The organism is Selenomonas sp. oral taxon 920, assembly GCF_001717585.1.
Taxonomy (GTDB): domain Bacteria; phylum Bacillota; class Negativicutes; order Selenomonadales; family Selenomonadaceae; genus Centipeda.
Genome location: NZ_CP017042.1, coordinates 1,188,915 through 1,207,308, shown reverse-complemented (window position 1 = coordinate 1,207,308; position 18,394 = coordinate 1,188,915). Strand labels below are relative to the sequence as shown.

Annotated in this window: 8 protein-coding genes; all 8 read left to right on the top strand. The window is 55.4% G+C overall.

Going from position 1 to position 18,394, the window contains the following annotated elements; genetic code table 11:
- The first annotated feature begins 154 nt into the window (after positions 1 to 154).
- The 8 genes from BCS37_RS05620 (at position 155) to addA (ending at position 18,369) form a co-directional block, all read left to right on the top strand.
- Positions 155 to 1,801, top strand: coding sequence for a putative manganese-dependent inorganic diphosphatase (locus BCS37_RS05620; protein ID WP_069180546.1), 1,647 nt, complete (start codon positions 155 to 157; stop codon positions 1,799 to 1,801).
- A 76-nt stretch (positions 1,802 to 1,877) separates the two neighbouring features.
- Positions 1,878 to 4,115, top strand: coding sequence for a DNA helicase PcrA (gene pcrA, locus BCS37_RS05615; RefSeq protein WP_069180545.1), 2,238 nt, complete (start codon positions 1,878 to 1,880; stop codon positions 4,113 to 4,115).
- Between the two features lie 7 nt (positions 4,116 to 4,122).
- Positions 4,123 to 6,144 carry an NAD-dependent DNA ligase LigA gene (gene ligA, locus BCS37_RS05610; protein ID WP_069180544.1) on the top strand — a complete coding sequence of 674 codons (2,022 nt, stop codon included), beginning with the start codon at positions 4,123 to 4,125 and terminating at the stop codon, positions 6,142 to 6,144.
- An 11-nt stretch (positions 6,145 to 6,155) separates the two neighbouring features.
- On the top strand, positions 6,156 to 6,818 hold the full coding sequence (deoC, locus tag BCS37_RS05605) for a deoxyribose-phosphate aldolase (RefSeq protein WP_069180543.1): 663 nt from the start codon (positions 6,156 to 6,158) through the stop codon (positions 6,816 to 6,818).
- Between the two features lie 14 nt (positions 6,819 to 6,832).
- Positions 6,833 to 7,978 carry an exonuclease SbcCD subunit D gene (locus tag BCS37_RS05600; RefSeq protein WP_069180542.1) on the top strand — a complete coding sequence of 382 codons (1,146 nt, stop codon included), beginning with the start codon at positions 6,833 to 6,835 and terminating at the stop codon, positions 7,976 to 7,978.
- Positions 7,975 to 11,055 (top strand): AAA family ATPase, encoded by a 3,081-nt coding sequence (locus BCS37_RS05595; protein ID WP_069180541.1) that lies wholly within the window; start codon positions 7,975 to 7,977, stop codon positions 11,053 to 11,055. The genes BCS37_RS05600 and BCS37_RS05595 overlap by 4 nt, the downstream gene beginning before the upstream one ends.
- Positions 11,052 to 14,600 carry a PD-(D/E)XK nuclease family protein gene (locus tag BCS37_RS05590; RefSeq protein ID WP_069180540.1) on the top strand — a complete coding sequence of 1,183 codons (3,549 nt, stop codon included), beginning with the start codon at positions 11,052 to 11,054 and terminating at the stop codon, positions 14,598 to 14,600. The genes BCS37_RS05595 and BCS37_RS05590 overlap by 4 nt, the downstream gene beginning before the upstream one ends.
- The gene (addA, locus tag BCS37_RS05585) at positions 14,593 to 18,369 is read left to right on the top strand and encodes a helicase-exonuclease AddAB subunit AddA (RefSeq protein ID WP_069180539.1); all 3,777 of its coding nucleotides are present in this window, start codon (positions 14,593 to 14,595) and stop codon (positions 18,367 to 18,369) included. The genes BCS37_RS05590 and addA overlap by 8 nt, the downstream gene beginning before the upstream one ends.
- Positions 18,370 to 18,394: the final 25 nt, after the last annotated feature.

The following is an 18,394-nucleotide window of genomic DNA, read 5'->3' as shown; positions in this document are numbered from 1 at the left end:
TCACCATTTAGATAGGATTTTATGATGTCGGCGTATTCTAATGGAACACGTCAACGTCTTTTTATTTTTGCAAAAATTGAATCATATCTATGAGTATGGTATAATGGATGGCAAAGTATGCGGCATGTGGAAGCCGCGATAGGGAGGTATCATCTTGAACGTTGCAAAGCCGATCTATGTCATCGGACACCGCAATCCGGATACGGATTCCATCTGCTCTGCGGTCGGATATGCACATCTGAAACAGGCACTGGGTGTCAATGCCGTCGCGGCACGTGCCGGTAAGGTGAATAAGGAGACAAAGTTTGCCCTGGAGTATTTCCATGTAGAACAGCCTCTTCTCATTCCGGATCTCTATCCGCGCGTAAAGGATATTGCGATGGACTGCAAGATCGTTGTTCGTCAACACGACACCTTGCGCAATCTTGGCGAGGTTCTGCGCGAAAACGATCTGCGCTCGATTCCCGTGACAGACAGCAAGGGAATCCTTGTCGGCATTGTCTCGGTCAGTGATTTGGCAAAACGCTATTTTCAAGAACTTGGTATGACGAACCTCTCCGATATGCGTGTGCGATATCGCGATATCATACGTGCAACGGACAGCAATGTCCTCGTGGCGGGAGAAGAGGGCGAGACCATCAAGGGACAGATTCGCATTGCAGCCGGCAGTGTGGAGACCATTCACAAACTCATCAAGGAGAATGACATCGTACTTGTTGGTGACCGACGTACAGAGACAATTCTCTCCTGCATCCGGCAGGGAATTGCCTGTCTGATTGTGACGGGCGATGGCAGGATTCCCGCCGAAGCACTTGAGGAGGCAGAGACGCGCGGAATCTTTGTATTGTCCACCCCCTATGATACCTACACGGTGGCACGGCTCATCAATCAGTGCGTTCCGGTGCGACGGATTATGCATGACAATCCCGTCTGCTTCAAGCCGCTTGATCTCCTCTCGGACATCAAAGGCACGATGGAGGAGACGAATTTCCGTAACTATCCAGTTCTTGAGAACGGGCGCATTGTCGGACTTGTGAGCCGTGACCGTCTCGTTGTCTCAGAGCCGGCGCAGGTCATTCTCGTGGATCACAACGAGCGAAACCAGGCTGTTGAAGGCATTGAGGAAGCAAAGATCATCGAGATCATTGATCATCATCGCTTTGGTGGAATCAGCACGAGTGAGCCGATCTACACACACGCGGAGCCGGTTGGCTGCACGGCGACAATTGTGTCCAATATGCATTGGCAAAATGACATCGACATTCCGCCGTCGATTGCGGGACTCCTGCTCTCGGCGATCATCTCAGATACGGTACTCTTCAAATCTCCAACCTGTACACCAAAGGATAAGGCGACAGCAGAGCGTCTGGCGGATATTGCAAACGTCGACCTCAACACCTATGGTCTTGAAATGCTCAAGGCGGGATCGAGCATCGGCAATATGTCACCGATGGAGATTGTCCGCAACGACCTCAAGGAGTTCACAATCGGGGCATACCGTGTCATCGTCAGCCAGACCTCTGTCATGGATACGAAGGAAATCATGGCAAAGGAGGACGAACTGCTCGCCGCGATGAAGACCATCTGTGATACAGAGGGCTTTGATCTGAGCCTCGTCATGATTACAGACATCCTTGAGGAGGCAACCTATCTTCTCTTCACGGGATCGCCGCGTACACTGATCGGCGAGGCATTCCGCAAGGACACGAGCGGTACGCATCTCTATCTGCCTGGAGTCATGTCACGCAAGAAACAGATCATCCCGCCGCTCTCAGAGGCGGTCAAGCGAATTAAAACGTAACGTATTATTTGACGGCAGGGGCGGAGTTGGCCATTGTGGCGGCCCCGCCTTTCTTATTTGAAAAAAGGGAGTTTTCATGGATTTGTTTCAGGGGCTGAACGAGCCGCAGCAAAGAGCCGTAGCCTGTCTTGAGGGACCTCTTCTTATTGTGGCAGGAGCGGGGTCCGGCAAGACACGCGTGCTGACCTTCCGTATTGCAAATCTTTTGGAGCACGGGGTTCCGCCGTACCGCATTCTTGCCATTACCTTTACAAATAAGGCAGCACGTGAAATGCGTGATCGTGTAGATACGTTGATCGGTGATTCCGCACATGACGTATGGCTCAGTACATTTCACTCCTTCTGCGCTCGCTTCCTTCGTACAGAGATTGAACAACTTGGTACTTATGCAAAGAATTTCATCATCTATGATGCCTCGGACACGAAGAGCCTCATTCGCGAGTGCCTCAAAGAGCTGAATATTGACGAGAAACACACGGCACCAGGTGCCGTACAGTCGCACATTTCGGACGCAAAGAACCGTCTGCTCGATGTCAAGGAATTCACGGCACAGGCGACAGACTTCTTTACGGAGCAGGTGGCGAAGATCTATGAGCTCTACCAGTCAAAACTGCGTGCAAACAATGCACTCGATTTCGATGACCTTTTGATGCTGACGGTGGAGCTGCTCTCGAACAACGCGGAGATCCGCGAAAAGTACCAAAAAAAATTCCAGTACATCCTCGTGGACGAATATCAGGACACGAACGGTGCACAGTACGCGATCACGAAGCTGCTTGCCGCAGGACATCGCAATATCTGCGTCGTCGGTGACGCGGATCAATCCATCTACGGCTGGCGCGGTGCGGATATGCGAAATATCCTGAACTTTGAGCGTGACTATCCCGAGGCGACTGTAATCCTGCTTGAGCAAAACTACCGCTCAACGAAGAATATCCTTGCTGCGGCAAATGCTGTGATCGAAAACAATCTGACCCGCAAGAAAAAAGATCTCTGGACGGACAATCCAACGGGCGATCCCATCACAATCTATGAGGCTGGAACGGAGAAGAACGAGGCTTCCTATATCGTACGTGAGGTAGAACGTCTGCACACAATGTTCCATGTAAAGTATGGTGATATTGCCGTACTTTACCGTATGAATGCACAGTCTCGCAATATCGAGGAGGCATTCTATGCAACAGGCATTCCATACGCAATGGTTGGCTCAGTACGATTCTATGATCGCCGTGAGATCAGGGACATCATCGCCTATCTGCGTGTGATCTACAATCCGCGCGATACGCTGAGCCTCCTGCGCATCATCAACGTACCCAAGCGTGGACTCGGTCAGACCACCCTCGGCCGTATGATGGAGAAGGCGTCCGAATATCGTATCTCACTCTTTGAGCTGATCACGGACGCGCAGCTGCTCAGTACGATCCCAAAACTCTCTGCAAAGGTAAAGCTCGAACTCGAGGATTTTGCTGCACTGATCTTCACCTTCATGGGACAGCTTGGTACACGCCACCTTCACGAGATCGTCGAGGATATCATTGAGGAGTCCGGCTATGCTGCAGCTCTGGAGGAGGATCCCAAGGAGGATAACCGCGATCGTCTCGAGAACCTGCGTGAGTTCATCAGTGTTGCAAAGAACTTTGAAGATGGTGCACCAGAGGGAGAGAGCGGACTTGAGGACTTCCTCGCCCAGATTTCACTCATCTCCGATGTAGATGCGACAGATCAGTCGGACGGCAGTGTTACTCTCATGACATTCCATGCGGCAAAGGGGTTGGAGTTTCCAACCGTGTTCATGACAGGCATGGAGGAAGGCCTGTTTCCGCATTCGCGTACACTGCTTGACGACACAGAGATCGAAGAGGAACGACGCACCTGCTACGTTGGTATCACACGAGCCGAGCGACGCCTCTACCTCACTTATGCGCGTCAACGCACCATTTATGGGCGAACAGAGATGTCGCGACCGTCACGCTTCCTTGCCGAGATCCCGGAGGATTTGATTGAGCGCAAGGAAGCAGACTTTTTTTCGGATGTGGAACGCGGGCGTTCCGATGTTTGGGGACGCCGTTCATCGGGGGGACGACGTCCCTATCCGACTCCTTCGCCGCAGCATACAGCAGAGGATGGCAGTGTCATCCGCCCCGATGCTGCCGCAAAGTTCACGGCGGGGGATGCCGTGCGTCACAGCAAGTGGGGAGACGGACGTATCGTTGCCATCAGCGGTGAGGGAGAGGATGCAGAGCTCACGATTGCATTCCCGGGGGAAGGAATCAAGAAGTTTGTGCAGAAATATGCACCAATTTTGAAGCTATGAGGGAAATATGAGCGATATCAAGGAAATCAAGAGCGAGCTCACGGAGCTGCGGAAAAAGATCCGCAAGTATTCCAAGCAGTACTATGATGAAAACGCATCCGACATTTCGGATTATGAGTTCGATCTGCTCATGCAGCGGCTCAAGGCAATCGAAGCAGAGTATCCCGAGCTCATCACAAAGAATTCGCCGACGCAGAAGGTGGGCGGCACTGCCCAGCGTGAGGTGGGCGTACTCGTTCCGCATGATGTTCCGATGCTTTCGCTCCAAGACGTATTCACGGAAGAAGAAGTTCGTACATTCGTCACAGGTGTTCTTTCACATTTCCCCACAGCGGAGTTTGTTGTAGAAGAAAAGATCGACGGTTTGTCTCTCGCCCTACGATATGAGAACGGTGTTCTTGCGCGCGCGATTACACGCGGCGACGGAGTCGTGCAGGGGGAGGATGTCACGCTGAACGCACGCGCTATTGACGACGTTGTAGAGACTCTGCATGATTCTATTCCATATTTTGAAGTGCGCGGAGAGGTCTATATGGAACGCGCGGCATTCGCAGAGGTCAACGAACGGCAGGAACTGCTCGGTCTGAAAATGTTTGCAAATCCACGCAACTGTGCCGCAGGAACACTGCGTCAGCTGGATGCACGCGTGACAAAGGAGCGAAAGCTCTCGATGTTCGTATTCAACTTGCAGCGTGCAGAGGGGCATACCTTTGTCTCACATACCGATGCCTATGATTTTATGCGTGCACAGGGCATCAAGATCATTGCAAACTATAAGGTCTGCCATACAGCAGATGAAGTCTGGAACGCAATTACGTCGATTGGTGTACGACGCGGGGAACTACCCTACGACATTGACGGTGCCGTCGTCAAGGTCAATGACTTCGCGCAGCGTGCGGAGCTCGGCGCAACGGCAAAGGCACCGCGCTGGGCGATTGCCTACAAATATCCGCCCGAGGAAAAGGAGACAATTCTCCGCGATATTGAGCTGTCCGTCGGACGGACGGGGCGCATTACGCCGACGGCAGTGTTCGATCCCGTGCAGCTCTGCGGTACACGCGTCGAGCGAGCGACCCTGCACAACCAGGATTATATCGACAGTCTGGATGTGCGTCTCGGCGATACGATTCTCGTCTACAAATCGGGGGAGATCATCCCACGCGTCAAAGCAGTCGTCAAGGAGAAGCGTCCGCAAAATACGCAGCCCTTCGTGATTGGTGATCGTTGTCCCATCTGCGGCTCCCATGCCGTACGTGAGGCGGATACGGCGGATATGAAGTGTCAGAATCCGGCGTGCCCCGCACAGGTGGAGAACCACATCCTGAACTTTGTCAGCCGCAACGCAATGGATATCAAGGGATTTGGAGAATCAGCGATCATTGCACTGACACGCGCAGGTTATCTGCATGATATTGCGGATATATATTCGTTGCATTTACATCGGGATGAACTCATCTCATCAGGGCTGATTGGACGGGAAAAGAGTGTCGATAACCGCCTTGCTGCCATCGAGGCAAGCAAGGCAAACACACCGGATCGTCTCCTCACGGGACTTGGGATCTCGGGCATCGGACGTGCGGCAGCAGTCTCGCTCATGCAGGCATTCCCGTCCATCGATGCCTTGCAGGAGGCAGCGTGCACAGATCCCGAAAAAATCCGTGCCGTTCCCGACATGGGAGAAATCAGCGTGCTGAAACTCACGGAGTTCTTCACATCGGAAACGGGGAAGGCATTGCTCGACAAATTCCGTGCGGCGGGCGTGAACTTTGCGAGTACCCCGATGGAGCACGCAGGTACGGCACTGGACGGCAAATCTTTTGTCATTACGGGTACACTTCCGACGCTTTCCCGTGAGGAGTGTGCCGCTCTGATTACGTCTCATGGCGGTACGGTAAAAAGCTCTGTGTCGAAGAAAACCGACTACCTTGTCGCCGGTGAAGCAGCAGGGAGCAAGCTGCAAAAGGCGGAAGATCTCGGCATCCCCATCTTGGACGAGGCATCGCTCAGAGATATGATTACCACAAAATGAAAGGATCAACGATGAAACTCAGCAGATATATCGATTCTTCTCCTCTGAATCCTGCGATGACCTCCGATGAGGTGCGTGCGGCGATTACGGAGGCGGTACGACAGGAGTGCTGTTCGGTCTGTGTCCAGCCGGCTGATATCCCGCTTGCCGTTCAGCTTTGTCAGGGTACCGATACACGTGTGTGTACGGTGCTCGACTTTCCGCACGGGAAAGCCCCCGCCGCAGTCAAGGAACTTGAGGCACGCTATTATATGGAATACGGCGCGGAGGAGCTTGACATGGTGATGAACTATGGGCTTGCCCGCTCCGGGAAATGGGACGAGGTCGAGGCGGAAATACGCGCCGTTGTCAACGCTGCCCATGCGCGTAACGTTCTCGTCAAGGTCATTTTCGAGGCAAGCCAGCTGACATCGGAGGAGATTGCACGGGCAACGGAGGTCAGCATTGCAGCGGGAGCAGACTTCGTCAAGACGGCGACGGGATTCCTCGGCACGGGAGCGACGGAGGAGCAGCTGCGTATCATGCTGGATACGTCGCACGGGCGATGCAAGGTCAAGGCATCCGGCGGCATTCGAGACTATGCTACCGCAAAGAAATTTTTGGACATGGGTGTGCATCGTCTGGGCATCGGCAGTTCGTCTGTCGCAAAAATTCTGGCTGAAGCAGATTCATGAGATGAGGGGATGTCATGCGGTTCATCCATACGGCAGACTGGCATTTGGGAAAACTCTTCGGACAGCGGCATATGACAGAGGATCAGGCGTATGTATTGGAGGAGCTGCTTGCACTGTGCAGGGATCTGCGCCCCGATGCCCTCGTCATTGCCGGTGATGTCTATGACCGCGCCATTCCTCCTCCTGAGGCGGTTGAACTCTTCAACGAAATATTGACACGGCTTGCTGCGCAGGGAATCCGCGTGCTCTTTATTGCCGGAAATCATGACAGTGCTGTGCGCCTTGGCTTTTGCGCACAGCTTCTTCGTGCGTCCGGCATCTATCCGGCAGGTGTTGTGCATGCCAAGGAGCCGCCCGTCGTTCTCTCAGATGAACACGGGGATGTCTATTTCTCGCTCATTCCCTATGGAGATCCCCCACATGTACGCGAGGCATTTGCGCTCGATGAAAACGTATCCTTCGATGGTGCTCTTGCCGTACAGATTGCGGCGGCACGTGCACAGATTCCATCGTCGACGCGCAGTGTGGCAATCGCGCACGCTTTTGTCATCGGCGGTCAGACCTCGGAGTCCGAGCACGCGCTGTCCGTCGGCGGCAGCGATCAGGTCAGCGCGGAGCACTTCACTGCATATTCCTATACGGCACTTGGACACCTCCACGCACCCCAGCGGGCGGGTGCGGAGAACATACGTTACTCCGGCTCATTGCTGAAGTACTCCTTTGATGAAGCGCACCAGAAAAAGGGCATTGAGCTCGTCGAACTCGATGCCGCGGGTGCAGCATCTCACACGTTCTACCCGCTGACACCGCGCCATGATGTACGCATTGTACGCGGCATGATGGATGAGATCATGACGGATACGTTCGATTCGCTTCCGCATGATGACTACATCTGTGTGGAACTGCTCGATACGGATGCGGTGCTCGCCGCACATGAGAAACTGCGGCGAATCTATCCGAATCTCTTTACCATCACACGCCCGAACATCAACGTCAACCGACTTTCCTCCACCGAGCGCAGCTATGAACGCGGGAAATCCGACCTGCATCTCTTTTCCGATTTCTTTGCAGAAGTAACAGCCGTGCAGATGACAGAGACAGAACAGGACGAACTCGTTCGTATCATTGATTCGATGGAGCAGGGGGAGCGTGCAGAATGAGACCTCTGAAACTTCGCTTACAGGCATTCGGCTCCTATGTCGAGGAGCAGGTACTGGACTTCGAGACGGCACTGGCAAACGCGCCGTTCGTTCTCATTCATGGCGCAACGGGGACGGGAAAAACAACCATATTGGATGCAATTGTATTTGCACTGTATGGCGAATCCAGCGGCAACATTCGCGAGGGGGCAACACTGCGTTCCTCCACCGCCCCTCCGGAGCGGGTCACGGAAGTAGAGTATGTCTTTGCGCTCGGTCGCCGTCGCTTTCGTGTCCTGCGCTCCCCTGCATACGAACGCATGTCGCGCGGCAAAATGACACGGCGTGCGGCAACGGGACAGCTCTATCGGCTTCCCGATGAGGGAGAAGATGGAGAGGAGACTCTGCTCGATTCAAATGTGACCGAGGTGTCGAAGCGCATCGGTCAGCTCATCGGCTTTGATGCAGATCAGTTTCGTCAGGTCGTCTTGCTGCCGCAGGGGCAGTTTCAGCGTTTTTTGCTTGCCGAAGTCAAGGACCGCAGTGCCATCATGCAGCGCATTTTTCGCACGGAACGGTATCAGCGACTTGAGGAGGCACTGCTGCAGGAATCCATACGTCTGGAAAATGCGGCAAAAGAGGAACGCGCCCAAATCGATCAGATGCTGCATACAGAAAATCTGAATACGAGCGATGAACTTCGTGCGCGTATTTCCGAGCTGAAAGAAGCGATCGACCGCCATTCCGAAGAACTCAAGAGCTTTGAGGCGCGTCAAAAGGAAGCACGTCGTGCGCGTGAGCTCGGTGCGTCGGCAGAACAAAAATTACAGGAGCTTGCAGCTGCACAGAAACACCTCGCAGAAAAACAGGCGCAGGAAGAGGATGTGCGGGATTTTCGCGTACGTTTGGAGCGTGCACAGCGCGCCCATCCTGTCCTCTATGCGGAACGCGAAGCAATACAGGCAGAGGAGCTAAAAAAGCGTCGGACGGATGTGCTCAATGCGGCAGAGGCTCGTTTTATCGCTGCAAAAACAGCGTTTCAAACAGCGCAGGAAGCACGGAAGGCGGCAGAGGAACAGGAGCCGGAACGCGCGAAGAAGGTACATCGGATGCAGCAGCTTGCGGAATACGCAGAGCGTGCAGCACAGCTCCAAGACTGTCGAAAGGTCGTAGAGGAGCTTCGCTCCTCCAATGCACGCGCCGAAGAGACGGCAAAAAGCAACGCGCACACAATTGAGAATCTGCGTACGGAACAAGCCGAGAATGCGGAGCGCATCGCTGCGCTTGAAAAAATTTTGGCGACACGCGAGGCGTTTCAGCACGAACAAGATCTTCTGAAACGCTGCCAGAATACCGCTGCCCGCATTGCAGAATGGAATGTGCAAATAGCAGAACTGGGCAAGAGGGAAGAATCGGCACAGCAGAAATGGCAGACTGCCGCCGAGACATTGACCGCCGCAAAGACGAAGCTGCGGCAGATGCAGACACTCTATGACCTCGGCAGTGCCGCACGTCTCGCCGAGATGCTTGCGGATGGTGCGCCCTGTCCCGTCTGCGGTGCGCTTTCACACCCGACTCCCGCCATCCACACAGAGGATATCCCATCCGAGCAGGTCTTGGAGGAGTGCACAAAATCCGTCGATCTCGCAGAGAAGGTCGTGCAGGAATCCGCCCGGAAGCTGGAAGATGCCAAAGCGGCTCATGCGAACGCATTGCAGAGCCGCACCCGTGAACAGGAGCTGCTGCACGAGTATCTTGCTGCTGATACATTGGAAGAACTCTCACAGCGCGTTGAGCAGCGCGGGACGGAATTGAAAAACACCGCACGGGAGCATCAGGAACGTGCAGCGCAGTGTACCGCGCAGAAGACGCGCTTGGAAAAATTGCTGACCGATCAACAGAGGCAGGATGCAGAAGCACAGAAAAAACGTGACCTCCTGCGCGTGCGCGAGGGAGAGCAGAGTGCGCTGGAGGCACAACTCCCCGAGGAATACCGTGACCGCGCGCTCCTTGATGCACACATTTCTCGTCTGAAAGAGGAAGTGGAGCGGGAGAAAAAAGCATATGCGGACGCACTTCAAAGAGCAAACGAGACATCCGCAGAATATGCACGCGCGGAAAATGGAAAGAGTACCGCTCAGAGCGTTGCAGAAGAAGCATCGCAGAACGCGCAGAACGCACAGACAGCGTATGCAGATGCACGTACATCTGCCGGATTTTCCTCGGAGGAGGAATACCATGCGGCTGTCGAGGGGAAATGGGCAGACAGCAAGCATCTGGACGCAGTGCGTGAACGACTGACACTGTATGACAGCGAGCGCAAAGCCGCAGAGGAGGTATTCCAAAAGGCAAAAGATGCCGCTGACGGGTACGTCGCGCCCGATATGGAAGCACTGAAGGCCGCAGAGGCGGCCGCTGATCAGGCGGTGCAGGATGCGGCGCAGGAGCAGGGCAAGCGTACGGAGCGTTGGCATACGCTAAACCGTATGATGCAGAGCATCGTTGCACTCGAACAATCCGGCGCAGCGCGTGCACAGCGTTACCGCATCATCGGCAAACTCGCTTCTGTTGCGGCGGCAAAAGCACCCTATCAGGTGCATTTTCAGACCTACGTACTGCGCTCAATTTTGAGCGATGTCATCGAGGCGGCGAATGCGCGTCTCATCGTGATGAGCCGTGGACGCTATCGCCTCATCCACGGGGAGGGCGGACACAAAAACAAATGGTGGGGGCTCGAAATTGACGTATTCGATGAGTACACGGGGCTGCCGCGCGTCTCACGCACGCTGTCCGGCGGCGAGACCTTCCTCGCGTCCCTTGCCCTTGCACTTGGACTGTCGGATGTGGTGCAGCACTATGCGGGCGGGATGCACCTTGACATGATCTTCATCGACGAGGGCTTTGGTTCGCTCGACAGCGAGACCCTCGACATTGCAATCCGTGCGCTGCTTGAGGTACAGCAGGAGGGCGGGCGTCTTGTCGGCATCATCTCCCATGTGGAGGAACTGCGCGCGCGCATTCCCGTCCATCTGGAGGTATTACGTACGGCAAACGGCAGCAGGGCTCGCTTCACACAGGGCGGCTTGGAGGCATTATGACGGCAAAACTCGAGTTCATCATTGGACGCGCAGGAACGGGCAAGACCCACACCTGCCTTGCCGCGATGAGACAGGCACTGGAGCGTGAGCCGCTCGGCAGACAGCGCATCCTCCTCGTTCCGGAGCATATGACCTATGCCGCAGAGCGCGCACTGGCAAAGACGCTGACGCACAGCGCGGGATTTTTACAGGCCTATGTATTCGGCTTCCGCCGTCTCGCACGGCAGGTACTTCTTGAGACCGGCGGTGCGCACCTGCCGCGCATCAGCGACATCGGCAGACGCATCCTCCTAAAAGACATCCTGCTCAAGCACGAAAAGGAACTATCGGTCTTTGCACGCTCCGTCGGAAAGCGCGGATTTACCGAGACATTGGGACATACCATCGCCGAACTCAAACGCTACCGCCTGAGCACCGATGTCCTCCGTGCTGCCGCCGATGATGATGCACATACGCAGGGGCGGCTCTCTCAAAAACTCAGGGAGCTCGCCCTCATCATGGATGATCTCTCCGCACGCATGGAGGGACGGCTGACCGATCAGACCGATCGCATGGAACGCCTCGCCGCCCAGTTGAAGGACGCACCGTTTTTGCGCGGGGCTGAGATCTGGGTGGACGGGTTCGATTTTTTCAATCCGCAGGAAATGGCAGTTTTCGTGGAACTCTTTCACACTGCGGATACAATTCATATCAGTCTGACGATGGACGGACAGCGCGAGGGGAGCCGCGTGCGGGTCAATCTCCCCGAGAACACAAGGGATACGGGGCTGTTCGCGCGTTCTTATCAGACCATGCAGGCACTGACGAACCTTCTTGTCGAGATGGATCCAACTGCTGCGCCGGAAATACATCTTACGGAGGAGCAGCAGCGTGCACAAAAGCCATCGCTTGCAGCGATTGAACGACATCTGTTCGGACACGCACGTCTTGCTCCCATCGCGGACAATGCACTCAAGCTCGTCGAAGCGGCAAACCCGCGCCTTGAGGCGGAGGCGGTCGCGTCAGATATACTGCGCCTGGCACGCGAGGAGGGATATCGCTATCGTGAGATTGCCATTCTCGTACGCGATATGGATACCTATGCGGATCTCCTGCTGCCGGCATTTGCCGACTGCGGCATCCCATGCCATCTGGATGCAAAGCGTCCGAGCACCCATCATCCTCTCGCAGAGCTTCTACGCGCCGCCGCACAGACGGCATGGCGCGGCTGGGGATACGATACTGTATTCCGTGCCCTGCGCACGGGATTTTTTCCTGTTGTGGCAGAGTCGGCAGAGGATGGCGGCTTTTCCTGCGGCGATTGGCAGGAAGCGGTCGACCGACTGGAAAACTACTGTCTGGCGTTCGGCATCCGCAGCGAGAATCAGTGGACGGCAACGGAGGACTGGGATTTTGTCCGCCGTACGATCCCTGAGGATGCGCGGGAGACTGAGCAAAATGCCATGCGCATTTCCGAGGAGATTGCCCTCGATGACATTCGTCGGCGCATTGCGGCACCGCTCTCACTGCTGACACAGAATCTTCGTCGGGAGGGATGCTCAGCGCAAGAGCGTGCCCATGCACTCTACAGATTCCTCACTAAACTGGAAGCACCACAGACGCTGGAGATGTGGAGAGCGGAAGCAGATGCCGAAGGGCGTCTTGCGGATGCGGCGGCACACCGACAGATCTGGGCTTCCTGTATGACACTCCTAGAGCAGTTGGTCGAGGTCAGCGGCGACGAGAATCTCTCTGCCCGTGACTTTGAGGAGCTGCTGGAGGACGGTCTGGATGCACTCGAGATTGCCCTGATCCCGCCGGGGCTCGACCATGTCACGATTGCCGCCTTCGATGAGAACAGTCTCGCGGGCACTCGTGCCGCCTATATTGTCGGTGCAAATGCAGGGACGATGCCGCGTGTGGGGGCGCAGCAGGGCGTGCTGTCGGATGCAGATCGACTTTCCATCCGCGAGTCGCTCGCACATACGAATCATACGATCTTCGGTGGCAGCCATGAGCAGAGTTTTCTGGAACGCTATCAGCTCTATCGTGGTTTTACCGAGGCACGGGAGTATCTGTGGGTCTCCTATGCACTCTCCTCTGTCGATGGAGCGGCACTCGCACCGTCGCCCCTGATCGCTCGTCTGCGCACGATTTGTCCGACGGTGCTCTCCATCCCGCTCGCCATGGTAGAGCGTACGGATGATCTTGTGCTCTCCGCTCCGTATCCCGTACTCTCATCACTGGCAGGGGCTCTGCTCGGACAGAAGGAGCGCGGGAAAATGCTCCCTCTCTGGGGCGATGTCTACAACTGGATGCGCAGCAATGCTGTGATGCATCCGCTGCTTCGTCTAATGGTGGGCGGTCTGGTTTCATCGCCGCGCGAGGAGGAGCAGCTGTCTTTGCCGACGGCAAAGCAGCTGTTTGCGCGTGACGGGCGGATCAGCGGCAGCACGACACGTCTTGAGACCTTTCGTCAATGTCCGTTCCGCCACTTTGCAATGTACGGTCTCGGTCTCAAGGAACGCGATGTCTATGAGTTTCAAAGCAATGACTTTGGCACGCTCCTGCATGAGATCCTGCACGGATACGGTGAATGGGTGCGTACGAAACACGCGAACGACTGGTGCGCGGCAGAGCCGGACAGCGCGGCAAAGATTGATGAGCTGATGCACGAGGTCATCCCGCGCATCCGCAGCTCCGTTCTGATGAGCCGCGCCAGTTACCGCCATCGGATCGAACGCATTCGGCGCACTGCGCAGCAGGTCATCCGTCACCTAACATCGTGGGCAAAGGCATCGTCATTTCATCCGCTTGGATTTGAGATCAGTTTTGGACGCGGCATGGATGATGTCCGTTTGGAGGAGTTTCAGCTTGCGGGCGGGGCAACACTCTCCCTGCGCGGGCAGATTGATCGCTTTGATGTGACAAAGGCGCGTGACTACTATCTCGTCCTCGACTACAAGACGGGGGGAACATCCCTGCTCCTGCCCGAGATTCGCCACGGGCTGAAGATGCAGCTGCTGCTCTATCTCTTTGTCATACGCAGCCTCCTCCATGACACAGACAGTTTTCCGGCGGGGATGCTCTATGCCCCTGTCGTGAATCCCATCATCAAGAGCGATGTGCGTCTGGATGACAGCGACCTTCACAAGATGGTTGTAAAGGACATGGTACTCACGGGGATGCTGATCGATGATCCGGAGATCACACAGAGCATTGACGCGATGGGGGAGCATCTCTGCATCACCTTTAACAAGGACAAAAGCATTTCCAAGGCATCGGCAAGGCATATTCGTTCACGCGAGGAGTTTGAACAGCTGCTTGCCTATCTGCCGCAGCTGATCCGCACGACTGCCGAGGAGATCCTGCGGGGCAACATACAGGTTGCGCCCTATCGTTTTCGGGATCGCAATGCCTGTACCTTCTGTACCTATCGCTCCATCTGCTCGTTCGATCCTGAGCTTGGGCAGGGGGATCGTTATCGTGAGATTGCAGACAATGCACAGGCAGCGATGGAGGAGATTGCACAGATGGTGTGCGGGGAGGTGAAGTCCGATGGCTGAACGGATGCAGTTTACCGCCGATCAACAAAAAGCGATTGAGACGCGTGGACAGAACATCCTCGTCGCTGCGGCGGCAGGGTCGGGAAAGACACGCGTGCTGGTTGAGCGCATCATCTCGCAGGTGCGTGCAGGAACACTGTCGCTCGACCGTGTCCTCGTTCTCACCTTTACCAAGGCTGCTGCATCGGAGATGCGTGAGCGCATTGAGGCGGCACTCAATGCCGAGATTGATGTCATTGTCGAGACCGGTGGGGCACTCGAAGAGGTCGCTGCGCTCGAACGGCAGCGCGTCTTCCTTACGGGGGCGGACATCTCGACATTTCACTCCTTTTGTCAGCGTCTGATCCAGTCACATATCGATGCGACAGAGATCCCACCGACCTTTCGCATTGCAAGCGATCAGGAGATTCGGCTGCTGAAAAACGACGTGTTTGAACAGATGATTGAGAGCGAATATGAGAAAGCTGCAGTGGACGATCCCGAGGGCTTTCTTCCCTTTTCCGATGCCTATGGAGGCGTGAAGGGGGACGACGAAAAACTGCAGGGAGAAATCCTCGCACTGCACGCCTTTTCGCTCAGTCAGCCCTCGCCCGTGACATGGCTTGCGGCACAGGGAAACGAGCGCAGCGATGCGCCGCATTGGGCGCGCAACGGGTTTCAGACACTTGCGGATGAGTTGGAGCACAGTCTTTCACAGGTCTGCACGAACTATGCGGCGGCAATCGAGCTTCTCAAGAGCGGCAGCAATGACCTGCGTACGGCAGCCGCCAAATGTCTTGAAGCACTTGCACATAACAAGGGAATCTATGAAGATTTGAAGGCAGAACTCAATGGCTTTGTGAATGCGAAACAGGACAGCGCATGGGAAGCTTTTCTGGCGCAAGCGGCTGCGGCGAAAAAGGCGAAAAAAAATATACCGCGCAAAGCGGTAGAGGACTGTGATCCCGAGATCGGAGCACAGCTCAAGAAGCTGACGGAAAAGATCCATGCCCCGTGGGACGGCTGCATTGCTCGTCTCCCCGCGACAGCAGAGGAGCTATGCGACACCGAGAATGCTGCAAATGCCGCCATCCGTCAGTACGTTCGCCTGACAACAGCATTTCACAATGCGTTTCAGCAAAAAAAAATCGAGCGCGGCATCCTCGATTTCAGCGACCTTGAACATACGGCACTCGAACTGCTCTGTCGCGACCCGAAGCAGCTGCAGGAGGATCCGGCCATTGCCGCACCAACCGAGATTGCCGATGAGCTGCGCACCCATTACGACGCAATCATGGTGGACGAGTACCAGGATACAAACGGACTGCAGGAGGGGATTCTGCGGCAGATTGCACGCGAAAACAACCGCTTCATTGTCGGTGATGTGAAGCAGAGCATCTATCGGTTTCGCCTTGCTGATCCGTCGCTCTTTCAGCATACCTATGAGGCATACCGTGGTGACAGCGCAGAGGGCGAACTCGTGACGATGTCCGAGAACTTCCGCAGCCGCGCCGAGGTGCTTGAGCCCATCAACGAGATCTTCTCACAGATCATGAGCAAAGAAGCGGTCGACATTTCCTATGATGTTCATGCGCGTCTCAATCCGGGACGCGTATTTGCAGAGCCGACAAAGGGAACGTCACTTGCAGGGCCGCTTGAGATCAACCTCCTGCGTGCAGACTATTCCGCTGACGCGGAGGAGCAGGGGGGGGAAGAGCGAAAAGCGTTTGAAATTGAGGCGCATTTTATTGCACGCCGTATTCAGCAACTCAAATCCGAGGGGTACGTTCTGCACAACGGGGATGCCGTCCAAAACAAGGATATTGTCATTCTCCTGCGTGGCGCGAAGGAGCGTGCGGGGATTCTGCTCGATGCGCTGCGAAAAGAAAACATCCCCGCATATGCGGACGATACTTCCGGCTATTTTGAGGCGAGCGAGATTCGCATGATGCTCTCCCTGCTTGCCGTACTGGACAACGCCCGTCAGGATACGCCGCTCGCCGCCGTACTCGTATCCCCCATGATTGGCATGACAATGGAGGACATGGCGGCACTGCGCATACATACACCGCTTGGCGGTATCTATGACATCCTGACAGGTGCAACAGGGGAAGGACTTTCAGACAGTCTCACAGCAAAGGCGGCAAATGCACTGGAGCGCATCCGACGTTGGCGACGCTGTGCCCTCGTGCAGAGCGTTCCCGAACTGCTCCGCCTGCTCTATCGTGAGACGGGCTACTATGACTACGTCGGTGGACTCCCCGGCGGCATCCTGCGGCAGGCAAATCTGCGTATGCTCATCGACCGCGCTGCCGATTTCGAGCGAACAAACGAGCGCGGACTATTTCGCTTTCTGCGTTACATCGATGCACTGAAGCGGCGCAGCACAGATCTCTCTGTCGCGCGTACCCTCGGTGAAAGCGAGGATGTCGTGCGCATCATGACGATTCACCGCAGCAAGGGGCTGGAGTTTCCCATCGTCTTTCTTGCGAACATCTCAGGTGCATTCAATACGCAGGATACAAGGGGCGATTTGCTCTACCATGCACACGAGGGGATCGGTCTGCGTGTCTATGAGAACAGCATGACCGGACGTCAGAAATACGATACCATGTCGCGCAGGAAGATCAAAGCCGTCATTCAGCGCGAGACGATGGCGGAGGAGATGCGCATTCTCTACGTCGCCATGACGCGCGCACAGGAAAAGCTCATCCTGACGGGCACACTGAACATCACACGTACGGGCAAGGACGCATTGGAACAGCTGCGTGAGAGCTGTCTCAAATATGCACAGACAGAAGACACTGTATTTCCAAAGGAGGCCGTTCTCAGTGCGAAATGCTATCTCGACTGGATTGCACTTGCGCTGATGCGCCATTCCGACGGAGCTGCTCTCTTCGACGAGGTGGACGAGATTGTTCACCGCCCGCCAACCAATGAAAAGGCACGTTTTGATCTGCGTCTCCCGCATGAGGATGTGCACGTTCCGCAGGATCTGTCAGAGGAAAGGGAAGACAACGTCCTTTCTGCCGTCCGTGCCGATGACCCCCTCCCGGCGGGCAAGGATGCCGACCGTGTCGCGGCGGTTCTGGGCTGGGTCTATGATTTGCGCGGAACAGCGCAGATCCACGCAAAGACCAGTGTCACAGAGCTCAAGCGGCAACAGGCAGCTGAGGAGGAGTTGATCGCTCCATTCCTGCCGGCTGTTGCTGATTCAGTAGATACGCCCCAGGAATGGGAAGTTCCGCGCTTCCTGCGCTCATCGGAACGAGAGCATCTAACGCCAATGGAGCGCGGCACGGCAATGCATACCGTCATGCAGCAGCTCGACCTGTCGGATATCCCAAATATCTCCGCCATCGAGCGTCAGCTCGAACAACTCGCCGAAAAGGGGATTCTCACGGAGGCGGAGCGCGGCATCATCGACATTGGGAACATATGGACATTTGTCTCTTCAAAACTGGGGCGGCGTATGCGTGCGGCAAAGGCGATCTATCGCGAACTCCCCTTCGGACGTCTCCTTCCGGCACATACCTACTACAAAGAGGCAACGGATGAGGACGATCAGATTTTTTTGCAGGGCATCATCGACGTTCTTTTTGAGGAGGAAAACGGTGACTACATCCTGCTCGACTACAAGACCGACCGTAAAATCTCCGCGGCAACTGCGCGAGCCCGCTATCAGTTCCAGATTGATCTTTACTGCGATGCCGTGGAGACCATCCTTGGAAAATCAGTAAAAGAATCCTATCTCTTCCTGCTTGATACAGGCATGGAGGTAAAGATGTGAAGAACACTGTACACATGAAAAATCG

Coding starts and splice junctions, on each gene's coding strand:
- pcrA (WP_069180545.1), top strand. CDS start 1,878: ATGGATTTGTTTCAGGGGCTGAACGAGCCGCAGCAAAGAGCCGTAGCC.
- ligA (WP_069180544.1), top strand. CDS start 4,123: ATGAGCGATATCAAGGAAATCAAGAGCGAGCTCACGGAGCTGCGGAAA.
- deoC (WP_069180543.1), top strand. CDS start 6,156: ATGAAACTCAGCAGATATATCGATTCTTCTCCTCTGAATCCTGCGATG.
- BCS37_RS05600 (WP_069180542.1), top strand. CDS start 6,833: ATGCGGTTCATCCATACGGCAGACTGGCATTTGGGAAAACTCTTCGGA.
- BCS37_RS05595 (WP_069180541.1), top strand. CDS start 7,975: ATGAGACCTCTGAAACTTCGCTTACAGGCATTCGGCTCCTATGTCGAG.
- BCS37_RS05590 (WP_069180540.1), top strand. CDS start 11,052: ATGACGGCAAAACTCGAGTTCATCATTGGACGCGCAGGAACGGGCAAG.
- addA (WP_069180539.1), top strand. CDS start 14,593: ATGGCTGAACGGATGCAGTTTACCGCCGATCAACAAAAAGCGATTGAG.